The organism is uncultured Mucilaginibacter sp., assembly GCF_937859865.1.
Classification (GTDB): domain Bacteria; phylum Bacteroidota; class Bacteroidia; order Sphingobacteriales; family Sphingobacteriaceae; genus Mucilaginibacter_A.
The window spans coordinates 1-15,425 of the sequence record NZ_CALMAT010000098.1 but is presented as its reverse complement, the minus strand read 5'-3'; the positions used below and the strand labels follow the sequence as shown (position 1 = coordinate 15,425).

9 protein-coding genes are annotated in these 15,425 nt (G+C 31.3%); 3 read left to right on the top strand and 6 right to left on the bottom strand.

Translation table 11 applies throughout. The annotated features are described in order from the left end of the window. The first annotated feature begins 585 nt into the window (after window positions 1–585). Window positions 586–2,661: a T9SS type A sorting domain-containing protein gene (locus tag Q0192_RS10215; protein WP_299289382.1), complete on the top strand. Its 2,076-nt coding sequence runs from the start codon at window positions 586–588 to the stop codon at window positions 2,659–2,661. A 412-nt stretch (window positions 2,662–3,073) separates the two neighbouring features. On the opposite strand, the gene Q0192_RS10210 is transcribed toward Q0192_RS10215, so the two are convergent. The 3 genes from Q0192_RS10210 to Q0192_RS10200 form a co-directional block, all read right to left on the bottom strand. Next, window positions 3,074–4,174: an acyltransferase gene (locus tag Q0192_RS10210; protein WP_299289381.1), complete on the bottom strand. Its 1,101-nt coding sequence runs from the start codon at window positions 4,172–4,174 to the stop codon at window positions 3,074–3,076. 387 nt (window positions 4,175–4,561) lie between these two features. After that, a complete protein-coding gene (locus Q0192_RS10205) occupies window positions 4,562–5,476 on the bottom strand; it encodes a hypothetical protein (protein ID WP_299289380.1) in 915 nt (304 codons plus the stop codon). Window positions 5,477–5,482: 6 nt separating this feature from the next. After that, window positions 5,483–6,691: an MBOAT family O-acyltransferase gene (locus Q0192_RS10200; RefSeq protein ID WP_366518170.1), complete on the bottom strand. Its 1,209-nt coding sequence runs from the start codon at window positions 6,689–6,691 to the stop codon at window positions 5,483–5,485. A gap of 930 nt (window positions 6,692–7,621) precedes the next feature. Between Q0192_RS10200 and Q0192_RS10195 the strand changes: the two genes are divergently transcribed. Further along, window positions 7,622–9,100 (top strand): right-handed parallel beta-helix repeat-containing protein, encoded by a 1,479-nt coding sequence (locus tag Q0192_RS10195; protein WP_299289378.1) that lies wholly within the window; start codon window positions 7,622–7,624, stop codon window positions 9,098–9,100. 211 nt (window positions 9,101–9,311) lie between these two features. On the opposite strand, the gene Q0192_RS10190 is transcribed toward Q0192_RS10195, so the two are convergent. Together Q0192_RS10190 and Q0192_RS10185 are read right to left on the bottom strand one after the other, a co-directional pair. Further along, complete coding sequence (locus Q0192_RS10190) at window positions 9,312–11,699, bottom strand: tyrosine-protein kinase (RefSeq protein ID WP_299289377.1); 2,388 nt, start codon at window positions 11,697–11,699, stop codon at window positions 9,312–9,314. A gap of 10 nt (window positions 11,700–11,709) precedes the next feature. Beyond that, the gene (locus tag Q0192_RS10185; RefSeq protein WP_299289376.1) at window positions 11,710–12,477 is read right to left on the bottom strand and encodes a polysaccharide biosynthesis/export family protein; all 768 of its coding nucleotides are present in this window, start codon (window positions 12,475–12,477) and stop codon (window positions 11,710–11,712) included. A 401-nt stretch (window positions 12,478–12,878) separates the two neighbouring features. Between Q0192_RS10185 and Q0192_RS10180 the strand changes: the two genes are divergently transcribed. Then, a complete protein-coding gene (locus tag Q0192_RS10180; protein WP_299289375.1) occupies window positions 12,879–14,021 on the top strand; it encodes a glycosyltransferase family 4 protein in 1,143 nt (380 codons plus the stop codon). A 310-nt stretch (window positions 14,022–14,331) separates the two neighbouring features. On the opposite strand, the gene Q0192_RS10175 is transcribed toward Q0192_RS10180, so the two are convergent. Further along, the gene (locus Q0192_RS10175) at window positions 14,332–15,216 is read right to left on the bottom strand and encodes a glycosyltransferase (protein WP_299289374.1); all 885 of its coding nucleotides are present in this window, start codon (window positions 15,214–15,216) and stop codon (window positions 14,332–14,334) included. Between the last annotated feature and the right edge of the window lie 209 nt (window positions 15,217–15,425).

The following is a 15,425-nucleotide window of genomic DNA, read 5'->3' as shown; positions in this document are numbered from 1 at the left end:
CTAATAGCTTGTATAAACTTTGTTCGATTTATTTTTTATGCTTCTTTTACTACCTAAAAACTATCAACTACCCATGCTTTATTTAATTTGTAAACAGGTTCTAACATGTTATTTTAGGTAACCCTATAAAATATTTACAAATTCCTTTCGTTAAAGTATATTTATTATAAATATTATCAGTATCATTATCTATATTATTAAATATTTTTCATATAATTGCATTTACTTGTTAAATAAGCAAAGAAAAGCACGGTTTTATATTTTTAACATTGCAAAAAGTAAAAAAATAATTGTTTTGCTTAAACGAGCACTTGGCTTTTTACTTTATATGCTCTCTTACTTTATATTTACATGAAGTTACTTTTTATTTTGTTTTTTATTGCCTTATGCAAATGTTCTTTTGCTTCCACTTATTATTTTTCATCCAGCCTTGGCGATGACAACAGAAGCAGTGAGCAGGCAAAAAACCCTTCAACACCCTGGAAAACTTTAGAAAAATTAAACTCTTTTTCTGCCAGCATCCGTCCGGGTGATTTTATTTTATTTAATAAAGGGGATGTTTGGACAGGCACCACACTTACAACTATGTGCAATGGTATAACCTTTGGTAATTATGGGAATGGAGACCTGCCTGTTATTGATGGCGGTGCAAATGTAGCCATAAACATTTCAAGGGATTTCAGCCTCGGTCAAACTATTGACGGGATAGCTTTTAAAAGAAGCTGGGCAAAAGATATTGTTGCTCAATTAGGAAATATTTGGACCGATACCGATCTTGGCATGACCAATTGCAAGATAAGAAACTGTAATTTTTTTGGTGAAGTCCTGCTTCTGGGCTCTTATAATTTTTTTGAAAGTAACATTGTTGACGGGACTACTAACGACGGAAATGGGAACGGGATATGGGAACACCATAAATTTTGTCATCATAATACTTACACAGGGAATACCATAAGTAACTTTACAGTCCGTGGAATTTGGACGATGACTGACACGCACGATTGTATTTTTGAGGATAACATTATCCATGATTGCCAGGTGGCTGGTATAGATTTAGACGGCGCTTATTATGTTGTCTATGGCCATTTGGTAAGGAACAACAAAATTTACAATTGCAACCTTAATGCAATGGCAGTTGAAAATGCTTTTGATTGTACTATACAAGGCAATTATATGTATAGCGCTGTGCATTCTTATATTTCTGTTATAAATTATGAACGATGTGAGGTAATGAATGGGCATGGGGCAACAAACGGTATTGGAGCAATATTAAATACAACTATTTCCGGAAACATCATGATCGGAGGGGGGATAGATTTTACAAGTGTGGCAATAAACATTTATAAAGCTGGTGGCGTAAATGTTTATAATAACTCTATTTACAATTTTAAAAGCCGTTTTTTTAATCTGGACTATACCTCTGCATCAGAAGTCCCAATGATCAAACTGGTAAACAATGTATTTAGTACCATAGAAAGCCCCTCCTGGTACGCCATGGTTAACTTCAGCACTAACGAAAATGTATTGGCAGAAGATGATTACAACTGTTTTTATAACAACGGCCTGAACGACATCTATACGGATAGAAGTACCGGTAATCAAAAAAGCCTAAGTCAATATAAGGCTGCTACTGGAAAAGGGCTTCATTCCATATCTGTAAACCCACTTTTTGTAGATAAAAATGATTTGCACCTGCAAAAGGCTTCACCTTGTATTGATGCAGGCAAAAACGTTGGGTTAACTTTTAGCGGGAAAGCACCAGATATGGGTGCTTATGAATATTTAAATGATCCTGTTAATTCTGCGATAACCACTACTGCTTGTTCTGCCACAGGTACCATTTTGCGAGAGGAATGGGATAATATTTCCGGCAACAATATTTCCAATATTCCACTTCAAACTACGCCCACGTCTACCAGTCAGCTAACTTCTTTTGAAGGGCCGTTAAACATAGCAGATAAATATGGCTCACGTATTCGGGGTTATATTTGTCCGCCCCAAACTGGGAGTTACACTTTTTGGATTGCAACAGATGATGACGGTGAACTATGGCTTTCAACAGATGATCAACCTGTAAATAAAGTAAGGATTGCTAACGTAAGTGGTTGGACAAATTACCGGGAATGGAATAAATATCCTTCGCAACAATCTGCTGTAATAACCTTACAGGCAGGGAAGAAATATTATGTAGAAGCCTTACAAAAAGACGGTGGCGGCTGGAATAATTTAACAGTTCAATGGCGGCTTCCGGATGCAACGATGGAAACACCAATTGCAGGAAGCCATTTGTCGCCTTATGTTGCAGAACAAATGAATACATCTTCTTTAAGTGCAAACTTCGGAACCGGAAGTACTTTGCCATTCTCTGCAACAGCAACTGAACAAATATCGGCAACTGTGAAACCAGGGTTGTATGTTTATCCAAATCCCGTTTCACAGCAAACAACTGTAGAGTTTGCTTTGCCGGAAGCAGGACAAACAGATGTTGCTTTGTATAATACAAAAGGACAGTTAATTAGCAAATTATTTACCGGAACAACAGAAGCAAATGTTAAGCAGGACTTGATACTTAGCGCAGAAAGTTTACAGAACGGTGTTTACATTCTTCATTTAAAAAGCGGAAAAAATAACTTGACAAAGAAGGTTATTGTAATGAAATAAAATTTAGGTAAAAATGTTATCAGCATAAATCATTTAAAAAGGTAAAAACCTGTTTAAATGATTTGTTTGGAAATGATAATGCTTCTTTTATGCCAATAAATTTTGGTTTTTTGATGAGATAAAGGCGCCTAAATAATGTAATACAAAAATATTTTTACCAGAATTTAATGTTTTAGTTGATTGTTCTAAATCATGGTTTTATATTATAAAGTTGTTTAAACTTTTTTTCTGGCCCTCTTTTTTAGTTGATACTTCTTTTACCCTATAAAAATTGGTGCCTGTACCTGCCTAAACAAACTTATAAAACCAGGCAAGGCCAATTTTTAGGCGATAAAAGAAGCATGGTGTAAAATACAAAAGAATAAGTTTAACAAGTTCTATATATAGATTTTTTAGTTACATCACTTTTAGTTTAGTTTTTAATTTTAGGTTTATGACTTATGTTATAAAACCTTAATTCTATATTTTTATAAGTCCATTTTGAAGTATAATAGATAACCAGTAATAAGCAACATTCAATTATAGTATCTAAAATATAGTTTTTATTAATGATTTTTTTTAATACAATAGATGCAAAAATGATGATTAATGCATGAGTCATGTAAATAGAATAAGAGAATTTTCCTATCTCTTTTAAAAGTCTTATCTTTTTTATTTTTTCTGATAATAAACCTTTTTCAAATGAAAATATTAATATAGAAAGTAAAAAAACAAAGTCATATATTAAACCAAAGCTTTTGAATAGATTGCCTGATGTAACAAAATATATAATGAGTAAAATAGCTGTAACTTCTAAAATAGTAAACGTTATTAAAAAGTTGCCGTTTATCTTTCCTGTTAATTTTTGAAATACTTGTTGGCAAATAACGCCCGAAAAAAAACCAATTAAACCTCTGATGAAACCATTATTATAAGTGAGAAATATGAAATAGTTATTAGATAAAGAATGTATCCAGTAAATGGAAATTCCTAATACAAGTAGCCATACAATAGTTCTAAGATAGCTTAAATTTAATTTTTTTATAGTTAATGTAAATGCTGCAAACACCATATAAGAAATAACTTCGGCACTTATAGACCATGATGGGTAATTCCACGATAAATCATTTGTGTTAGGAAACTTTATAGAATTTAATAAAAATAAGTTTGTAAAAAATGTTTCGACAGTATAAAGTTTGATAGCATCAGGTTTAAAATGAAAACCAATAATAATTCTAAAAACGACATACATTAATGCAATCATAAGCATTACTAAATGTAGGGGATACACTCTAAATAATCTTTTTACCATGAATTGCTTAAATTCTATGTAATTAGAAATTTTTGATTCATAATTATAAGCAATAACAAACCCGCTTAGTACAAAAAAGAAATCAACAAACATATACCCATTAGATATAAATTCATTATTTAAAGAAATAGAGTTAGGGAAAACTGTTTTAAGGTGATACAAAACAACAATGAATGCAAACAATCCTCTAAATATATCTAAAATTTCAAATCTATACTTCATTGTTTCAAAGGGTTTTACGTTTCAAATATAATATTATTATAAACTAAAATATAATAGAATTATAACAATATATTTTGTTGCCTTTGAAGGTTATGCCTTAAAAAAAACTAACTGGAATTTAGTCTTCCTGATAATATTAATTTTTCTTTTTTTATATATTATTAAATAGCAAAATCAATAAAAAATAATCTTTTTAAAATTTTACTTCAGATATTAGTTACTTATAAATAACGTTTAAACAAACCGTTAAAGGAGCATTTGTAACATGGAGGAAAAAGAGAATTATTTTTTGAAAATAAAATTGTAAGGCAAAAGGTGTTGTAAAGCAGTTGAGAAAATGTTATCACAGCCTATAAAATCACTTATCTGAAAATTTATAAAAGTATTTTAATTCGTATTAATTAATTTAGTGGTTAAATCTTGCGAAAATTTTTGTGCTCCCCACTCATTTAAATGGTCATCATCACTGTATAATTGATATTTTGCAAAAGCAGGATCATTTTCATAATTAAAAAAATTAATGTTGTCATGTTTAGCTACTAACTTTTGGATGGCTACAATTACTGGATCATTTTTTCTATATAAGAAATAGGAGGGCGAAACTACAAGAGTTACAGCAATATGTTTTTTATTTAATTTTGCTAAAAGTTCATTTAAAATTTTAACCCTCTTATCAATTATTTGATCATGCTTAAATGTTTTTATTGGATGAAAAGGCATTGTGTTTTCAAGTTTTATATAACCTTTATCTTCTAAAATCTGCGATTTATTGGTGGCTAAATTACCAATAATAATAGTCGTAAATATTGAGTTAAAAGGGTACATTTTTGACAGTAACTTCCAATTCTCAAATTTACTGTTGTATTTAATATAATTGTAAACAACAGGGTTTTTATAATATGGAAGTAATGGTGATAACCTTCCTTCTTCAGAAAAATCTAATTCATTAGGTGTTAAATCAATAATTATATGTTTAGGAGTATATCTTTCTAAAACAGCTGAAATAACAGCTGAATAATAGATTAAATTGCAGCCATCGCGGCCGGCATTGTAAAAAGTAGTATGTAGTTTACTTTCAAATATTGACGGTACATAATGGTGAGTTGCCCGTGATGAACCAAAAACTAAAAGGTTTGCCTTAGTACTATCAATTGTGTATGTAGTACGATAAAGTATTCCTGATCTTTGTTTAAAATAGTAATATTTGAATATTCCTCCAATTAAAAAATCTAGTGTTATTAATATAATAACGAATAGTGGAAATTTATTTAAAAATCTTTTTAAATCATTGTTGTTATCCATTTAAAATTAAAATTGGAAATAAATAAACTGACTGGAATCAAATACACCAAATAGCATGATGATGATAATTAAGGAGTAATAAGTTAAATGCCTCACCAATTTACTGCTATTATTGTATAGACTAAATTTGTTGAATAGTTTATATTCCTCAATTGCTTCTGTTATTAATAATATAGTTAGAAAACAAATTGAATAAGCCATACTCTTATTATCCCCAATAAATAATTTACCTTTTTCAAAAAGTATTTTGTGAATAATGTTTACAGCATCATGAAGGGAATTCGCCCTAAAAAATATCCATGAAAATGCTATTAAAAAGAAAGTAAAAATGATGTTTATTAATTGATTAAAAAAGCTTGAATAACCTTTATCAAATTTGTGGTTTATCTTCGATTTTGTGTTATAAAGCAGCACGCCAATTGCTAAATATAATCCATTTAATCCACCCCAAATTATATAGGTCCAGTTTGCACCATGCCAAAAACCACTTAATAAAAACGTAACCAATAAATTAAATAAAACTAACGGTTTAATAACCCTGTTGCCTCCCATGGGTATATATACATAATCTTTAAACCAGGTTGATAAGGAGATATGCCATCTTTTCCAAAATTCAGATATAGATTTTGCAAAATAAGGCCTGTTAAAATTGGTCATGAGTTTAAAACCCATTACACGGGCACTGCCAATTGCAATATCAGAATAACCGGAAAAATCACAATAGATTTGGAAAGCAAAAAAAACAGTGGCCAACAATAAACTTGTTCCGTTATGATGTTGATGATTGTTATATATAGTATTTACATATATAGAAAGACGATCAGCAATAACTACTTTCTTGAAATAACCCCATAACATTAATTTTAAACCATAAGTAACATTATCATAATTAAAATTATGTTTTTCGTAAAATTGATAAAGTATATTCTGCGGACGTTCAATTGGACCGGCAACTAATTGTGGATAAAACATGACATAAAGCGCATAAATACCAAAGTGCGTTTCTGGTTTTTGATTGCCGCGATAGACTTCAATTACATAACTAAGACTTTGAAAAGTATGAAAGGATAATCCTATGGGAAGTAATATTTTTAATGCGCCAATAGGATACTTCCAATGTGCATACTGTGCTAATAGTTTAAAGTTATCATTAAAAAAATTGAAGTATTTAAAAATAAAAAGTACCAGACAGGTAGAGACTATACTAATAAGCAAATACAGTTTTTTCTTTCGGCCTTCAGACTTACTTATATATATTGCAGCAAAATAATCAATTAAAATAGTGATTAATAAAATGAATATATATATGGGTACAAAAAACATGTAGAAAACACAACTTGCAAATAGCAATAATACCCATCTAAATTTGTGTGGAAGCAAGAAGTACAAGCTGGTTACTATAAGAAAAAAAAGTAAAAATTCAAAAGAATTAAATATCATATTTGTATTGTGGGAAAATAACTAATTCCAAATATAATATTTTTCTGTTCCCTTTTTATTTTAACGATTATTTTTTAAAACATATTTTATGTATTGAGTTGATTAATAAAAGTGTTTATTAGCGCTTGTTTAAAGTTTATTTAGAGCCTTTTTAAACTTATATAAGAAAAAATGCTAATGCTTCTTTTACCCTGTAAAATTGGTAGTTCCATCAATTTAAATAAACTAAAGATCACATGTTTACCAATTTTTATGCGATAAAAGAAGTATTGAGAACCAATTAAGTAAATTTTAAACATGCTCTAAATTTGGTTTCTATGCTTATTTTATTCGTATAATAAAGATTAATCTTCCTATTCTCTTTTACATAAATACAATACAAACACATGCTTTTTTAAGGTTAAAAATATACATCTGCTTTTTAAATGTAAATTTAATTTCACACTTAATTATGAGAGCCTGTTTAAATTTTATTCAATTTGTTTTTTATGCTTCTTTTATCACCCGAAAAATAACAACTTTTATGCTTTTTACATCTTAATTTTATGCAAGACAAAATTTATCGGCATAAAAAAAGCATTAATATTTTTTCGTATAACAAAATTTAAACAGTCTCTAAAATATTAAGCTAAATTTTCTAAAATTTTTGCAACTTAGTATTGATAGATTGGTATAAGTAAATGGTTTTTTATGAATTTCTCTTTTATGAAGCTACTGTTTGTTTTATTTTTTATTGCCTTATCTCAGTGTTGTTTGGCCTCCACATACTACTTTTCCTCAAGGTTTGGTGATGATAGCAGAAGTAGTGAGCAGGCAAAAAACTCATTAACTCCCTGGAAAACTTTAGATAAACTAAATTCTTTCGCTGCCAGCATTCGTCCAGGCGATTTTGTTTTATTTAATAAAGGGGATGTTTGGACTGGTGCTACCCTTACTACTATGTGTAATGGTATCACTTTCGGTAATTATGGAAGTGGAGAATTGCCTGTTATTGATGGCGGTACAGGTGTAGCTATAAACATTGCGAGGGATTTTAGTCTCAATCAAACAGTTGACGGAATAGCATTTAAAATGACTGGCACAAAGGGCATGGTTGTTCAATTAGGAAATATTTGGAATGACACTGATATTGGAATGAGCAATTGCAGGATAAAAAATTGCGTTTTTTATGGTGGAGTCCAACTTCTTGGTTCTTATAATTTTTTTGAGAATAATATTGTTGACGGAAGCACTAATGATGGGAATGGCAACGGCATTTGGGAGCACCATAAGTTTTGCCATCATAATACTTACACAGGGAATACCATAAGTAATTTTACAGTACGTGGGATTTGGACGATGATTAATACACATGATTGTATTTTTGAGAATAACATTATCCATGATTGCCAAGTGGCGGGTATAGATCTAGACGGGGCTTATCATGTTGATTATGGCCATACGATAAGAAACAATAAAATCTACAATTGTCCAGAGTATTCGATTGCGCTTGAAAATGCCTTTGATTCTAATATAAATGGTAATTACATGTATAGTGGTGGACATTCATATATTTATGCTATAAACTATGAACAGTGTGAGGTGATGGATGGACATGGGGCAACAAACGGTATTGGGGCAATGTTAAATACAACCATTTCCGGAAACATCATGATTGGAGGGGGGATAGATTTTACAAGTGTGGCAATAGGTATTTATAAAGTTGGTGGCATAAATGTTTATAACAACTCTATTTACGATTTTAAAAGCCGCTTTTTTAATCTGGACTATGCCTCTGCGTCAGAAGTACCAATGATCAGACTGGTAAACAATGTATTCAGTACCATAGAAAGCCCTTCTTGGTATGCCATGATTAGTTTTAGCACAAATGAAAATGTATTGGCAGAAGATGATTACAATTGTTTTTATAATAACGGATTAAGCGACATCTACTCAGATTACAGTACCGGTAATCAAAAGAGCTTGGCTCAGTATAAAGCAGCAACTGGAAAAGGGCTTCATTCTATATCTGTAAACCCACTTTTTGTAAGCACAAATGATTTGCACCTCCAGAAAACTTCACTCTGTATTGATGCAGGCAAAAACGTTGGGTTAACTTTTAGCGGGAAAGCACCTGATATGGGCGCTTACGAAAATTTATGCGATCCTATTAATAAGCCGATGATTATACAAGCTAGCAACTAATAGTATTAAGTAGTAACTAGCTTATTATCAAACTTTTCTTTAGAGCCTGTTTAAAATTGGTTCAATCTATTTTCAATGCTTCTTTTATCGCCTAAAAAATGGCAAACATTTGGTTTTTGCTTTATTTAAATTAATGCAAACACCAATTTTTATAGGGTAAAAGAAGCATTAGCATTTCTTCTTGTATAAGTTTAAACAGGCCCTAAATAAATTAGAATCTATTTAAAAAATCACTAAATATGGAATTGGCACCTTTGCTTTTTTTATAAGTATTATTATAGTAGTTATTACTATAGTGGTAACCATAACCATATTTAGCTCTTTCGATACCATTAAAAACTAGATTGATATTAGGTAGTTGCTTTTGCTGATATAGTTCCTTTAAAAAATTTAATTCTGCTTTTTCGGTAAATCCCTGACGGATCACATACAAAGTAATATCTGTTAAGCGGGAAAGAATCAAAGCATCAGGAACCAAATGTACAGGAGGACTATCAATAATGATATCGTCGTAACTATTTCGTAAACTTAAAATTAAATCTTTTAATAGTTTTTTCTCCAACAACTCCGAAGGATTTTGCACTGTTGTTCCACTACTAATAATATCCAGGTTTGGTACCATACTGCAGGCTTGTACAATATCAGTTATTGTTGCGTTTCCTTTTAGGAAATCACTGATACCTGCATGTTCTTTTGATAGATTAAACGTTTCTGCAATTTTAGGTTTGCGCAAGTCTAGTTCCAGGATAACTGTTTTTCTATCTGCATTTGCAAGTGAAGTAGCTAAATTGGTGCATACAAAACTTTTACCTTCACCGGCAACGCTGGAAGTTAATAAGGTTACCCGGCCATGCTCCCGTTCTCCAAACAAATAATATAATTTTGTACGTAATGCCCTAAACTGTTCACCAAGTACGTTGGTATTCGTATCATTAATAACAATTGAATTTTGAGATGCTTCAAAAGGTAATTCACTTAAAACAGGAATGGTTACAGCATCTTTAATTTCTTGTAAGGTTGTTATTTTATCGCTAAAACTATTTCTGGCATAAATTAGCCCTGCGGGTAATCCTAAGCCTAAAAGCATGGCCGCAGCATAAATTAAAGATTTTTTTTGGTCTTTGGCTGGCCCGGCGTAGGCCTGGTCAACTACACGGTCATCGGTTAATGTAGAAGCATAAGTTACAGCCATTTCTTCCCGCTTTTGTAGCAGGTAAGTGTATAGGCTTTCTTTACTCTCTTGTTGTCTTTTTTTGCTGACATACTGCCGCTCCTCAGTTGGAATGTTCCTGATGGAAGATTCAAAACTGGAATTAAAGGACTGAAGCTTACCCTGCGTATTTAATAAAGATGACTTTATATTTCTAACATTCTCTTTGATTGCTGCTCTGGTAGTTGCAATCTGCCTGTTAATTGGTTCAAAATCCGGATTGGTTTCCGGTGTAGTAGCCAACAGTCGTTCGCGTTGTAATTGTAAAGTTGATAATTTCTCAATCAAGCTGCTTAATGCAGGATCAGTAATTCCAAGGGTTGCCGGTGCCTTTCCGGAATTTTGAGAAGAATTGACATACCTTTCAATTCCGTCAATCACGCTAAGCTGAACATTTACCTCATTTAAACGGGCATCATTTGCCTGCTGGTTCTCTAAGCTAATTTTAGAATCAGCACTGATATCTGTAATGCCCCTGCTACTTTTAAATCCTGCTATGCCTTTCTCCGCTGTAGTTAATTCACCATTTAAAGAAGCTAATCTTTGATCAATAAAATCAAGGGTGCTTTTTGTTTCGCGTTTCTTTTCCTGGGTGGCAGCTAAATTATAATTATAAATAAGGCGGTTAAGAATATCTTTTCCTCTTTGCGGAACTTCATCCCAAATAGATAAAACAATAGCGGTAGTTAACTTATTTGGTAAGCTTGCATCAATGGCGTTCTGATAGTTTAGTGCTAATTTATCGGGATCAAAAAGTGTAATTTTAATTGTAGCGCCTTTATATTGTGCCAAGGCTTTGGTTGGTTCCAACTTCCAAGTACCAAAGCTGTTTTTAAATGTATTTGTATAAGAAAAATCTTTTAACTTACCATTAGGCAGCATTAAGGAAAATGAATTATTATCTTTTATAACAAGATTGACGGTGGCTTGGTTTAAATTTCCGGTTGGATTTATTAAAGTTAGTTTAACAGGGCTTGATTGATACAAATCCTGATAAGATAAGCCGTCTTTTTTTTGATAGACAATCCAGAGTTGCAAATCCTGCACCACCTGGCTGATAAGCTGTTTTGATTTTAATATTTCAATTTCATTTTCTATTATTTTTGCTGAATTTAAAAGATCAATTTTATCTAAAGCCGACTTCTGATCGGGCATTTTTTTATCATCTTTAATAAGTAGTGTAGCCTTTATCTCGTAATAAGGCTGGGCCATTTGAACATAAATAAATGCTCCTGTTAGGGCTAATATTAATCCAACAACAAAAAGGGGCCAATGATAAAGGTATTTAGTAATTATACTTTTCAAATCTATAGATTGTCTGGTAATATTAGGATTGGTAAACGTAGTAAGCGGTGTTGATGTAGCGGAAGACGTTTGCTGTACATTCATATATTATAAATTACCGACGTAAATAGGTAAGAAGAATGGCGAGGACGGAAATACCTGAAAGCACAAAGGTTGCAGTACGGTTGCCACGATCAACAGTAGCATATTTGGTACGGTCTGGTTGTACATAAATTTCGTCATTGTTTTTTATATAATAGTACGGAGATTCAAACAATTTTTTAGAAGTTAGGTCAAGGGGTATATAATTCCGTTTACCGTCCTCTTCCCTGATTAATATAATATTGTTGCGCATGGCTGTAATATTCAAATCCCCTGCTAAACTTAGTGCTTGCGTAAGGGTTGTACGTTCATTGGGTAAAGTATAAATATTAGGGCGCAATACATCTCCGAACACAGAAACTTTTAAGTTAAGTAGCCGAATGTTTACAACCGGGTCTTTATAATAGGTAAGAAGAGTTTGATTCAGTTTTTCACGTAGTTCGTTAGTAGTTAGCCCCGCTACCTTTAAATTTCCAATTAATGGCAAATGGATATTGCCTTTTTGATCCACCAAATACCCAATGCTTTGATTATCTGGTGAATTATTAGAATTATTCCCGTTTACACTGCTAAATATAGCCGAAGATTCGGGATTTCTGCTACTTACATTGATGCTTAAAACATCTGCTGGCTGTATGGTAAGCGGGGAGTAGTTTTCAACTTGTTCCTTAGTGGGTTTGGTGTGGTTTAAGTCCTGGAAATAGGGGATATTTTTATAAGAGCTGCAGGAACTAAGAAGTAGTGTTAAAAATATATAATAAAAATTATTTATTTTGTTCATAAAGAATTTTAAAGATTTAAATTTTATTATTAAGGCTTATAAAGATATATAAAAAGATATAAAGCCTGTTTAAAATTTGTTCAATATATTTTCAATGCTTCTTTTACCGCATAAAAATCATTGGCACATTGTACTTTTTTGTATTAAAACAATATTTTAAAAACAAAATTTACAGGCATAAAAGAAGCATTATAAATTTTTCTGATAGAAATTTAAGCAGGCTGATATATAAATTCTGTTGCACATATATTATAAGAAAAAATATTACCTATAATTGTAAATTATGTTGATTTCCTCATCGTTTTATTTAAAAATTTTATTTAACAAGCAATGTTAGTTACGTTTTCGTTTTTGCAATTTTAAAAAATTCAACGCTCTTTACCTAATACTTATAACAAAATATGAAGATTTCTTACATAACAACCTATGATGCTGCCGATATTAAAAACTGGTCTGGGATTGGTTTTTATGCTGCTAAATCTTTAAAAGAACAGGGAGAAGAAGTTGATTATGTAGGTAATTTAACAAAAGAATTAACGCCTGCACTACTGCTAAAAAAAGCATTTTATAGAATGATAGGCAAGAGTTATCTCATTGATTTAGTTCCAAGTATTGATATTGCTAAAAACTATGCAAAACAAATAGAATGTAGGATAAAACCTGATTCGGATGTGATTTTTTCTCCCGGAAACCTGCATATAGCATTTGTAAAAAGTAATAAACCTAAAGTTTTTTATGCAGATGCAACCTTTGCAAAACTGATAAATTTTTATGATCATTATACAGATTTAAATACAGAAATAATAAAAACAGGCAACGAAATAGAGCAGGAAGCATTAGATAGTTGCAGTTTGGCCATTTATACTTCCAGTTGGGCAGCTCAATCTGCCATTAATGATTATCATATTAATCCAAATAAAGTTAAGATTGTTCCGTTTGGAGCAAATATTGAATGCAACAGAAATTTGCAGGATATTAAAGCAATTATCAACAGCCGTTCTAAAAATGTATGTAAATTATTGTTTTTAGGTATAGATTGGAACCGAAAAGGCGGTGATTTAGCGTTAGAAGTAGCTCGGCTACTTAACCTTAACGGTTTAAAAACCATATTGCACATTGCTGGTATAAAAGAACTTCCTTTTGAGGTTATGCCTGATTATGTAATTAATCATGGCTATATTAACAAGGCAAATGTTGCGGGGAAGCAAAAAATTGATCAACTTTTTGCAGAAAGTCATTTTTTGATTTTACCATCCAAAGCAGATTGTACACCTGTAGTATTTTCTGAAGCAAATTCATTCGGGTTGCCTTGTATTACTACTAACGTTGGAGGAATTAGCAGTGTAATAGAGGATGATATAAATGGTAAAATGTTTACTTTACAGGATGAACCCGTTAAATATGCAGAATACATACAGGGAAAGCTGGAAAACGCAACAGATTACTCAGGATTCTGCTTGTCATCCTTCAACCAGTATTCAACAAAACTGAATTGGCAAAAAGCAGGAGGGGACATTGTTAGTTTAATAAAGGAGATTATTTAATAACTCTTTGAGCCTGTTTAAATTTATTCAAGATCCTTCGATATGCTTAGGAGGATTGATGTTAATGCTTCTTTTACCCTATAAAAATTGGTGTTTGCATCAATTTAACCCAAGCAAAAACCAAATGCTTACCAGTTTTTAGGAGATAAAAGAAGCATCGAAAATAGATTGAAGCAATTTTAAACAGGCTTTTAGTAAATGGGGATTTTTTGGAAAAGTCAGTATGATAAGTTTTATTCCCATTTTTACTTCTTATTGGTAATCTATAAATAAAAAAGAACAGTGCTTCCTTATCATGTTCAAATTAAACCTAATTTTTAATTATTAAATTTTTGATTCTATATTTTAGATTAACATAATAAACATACTTTAAATATGAAAAGGTATCGTAACGCTTTAAATCTTCAATATCTTTTTTGATAACTTTTTTGTTTTCATCATACAAATGGTTTAAAAGCTTTTCATAAATTTTTTTAGAGTAATAAGATTTCCAACTAATAATGCCTTTTTTAAACCATTTTATTTCTGTCTTATTTTTTAATAATTTTCTTTGCTTTTCTAATACCAATAAAGCACTTTCTAACATCAATACAAAATTGCTTGACATATTATTACTGTGGATGCGGTAAACAGCGATTAATTCTGTATGAACTGATACTTTGAATTTTCTTGTTATCTTGAGGTATAAATCATAGTCTTCGCAGCTTTTTAAATTAGTATCATATTTAAATAATTCAAATACCCACCTTTGAAACAGTACAGACGCATGCATTCCAATAAAATTTTTTTCCAGGAGATGGCAATAGGGCGTTTCAATTAAATTGGTTTGCCAAATTTGTGACTTTTCATTATTCCACATATAAAAAAACTCATAAGCCCCCGCTACAAATGCAACTTCATTATCTTGTTCAAAATGCTTTAAATTGGTTAAAAGCGCATCAGGAACGAGCCAATCGTCCGCATCTAAAAATACAAGAAATTTACCTGTACTTTTTTCTATCCCTTTGTTTCGGGCTGCAGAAAGCCCTTGATTAGTTTGATAGACGTATTTTACTCCGGCATATTTTTTGGCAACCAACTTGGTATTATCTGTTGAGCCATCATCAACCACAATGATTTCATGATTTTTATAGGATTGTAATAAAATACTCTCAATTGCGGTTTCTAAATATTCTCCATGATTGTAACAAGGCACGATTACTGATATCAGTGGTTGTTGTATAATGGAAAAGCTATGCATAATAATAACACTAATAATAATATCGGATAAATACGGACTTTTAACATAAAAAGTTGTTATTTTTAAGAGCTTGTTTAAAATTTGTTCAAGGTATTTTTTATGCTTCTTTTACCGCATAAAAATCATTGGCCCATTTTACTTTTTGTATCGGTACAGTACCCAAA

Bases quoted from the DNA above. Each gene is read 5' to 3' on its own strand.
- Q0192_RS10215 (WP_299289382.1), top strand. From the start codon at position 586: ATGTGCAATGGTATAACCTTTGGTAATTATGGGAATGGAGACCTGCCT.
- Q0192_RS10210 (WP_299289381.1), bottom strand. From the start codon at position 4,174: ATGAAGTATAGATTTGAAATTTTAGATATATTTAGAGGATTGTTTGCA.
- Q0192_RS10205 (WP_299289380.1), bottom strand. From the start codon at position 5,476: ATGGATAACAACAATGATTTAAAAAGATTTTTAAATAAATTTCCACTA.
- Q0192_RS10195 (WP_299289378.1), top strand. From the start codon at position 7,622: ATGAAGCTACTGTTTGTTTTATTTTTTATTGCCTTATCTCAGTGTTGT.
- Q0192_RS10190 (WP_299289377.1), bottom strand. From the start codon at position 11,699: ATGAATGTACAGCAAACGTCTTCCGCTACATCAACACCGCTTACTACG.
- Q0192_RS10185 (WP_299289376.1), bottom strand. From the start codon at position 12,477: ATGAACAAAATAAATAATTTTTATTATATATTTTTAACACTACTTCTT.
- Q0192_RS10180 (WP_299289375.1), top strand. From the start codon at position 12,879: ATGAAGATTTCTTACATAACAACCTATGATGCTGCCGATATTAAAAAC.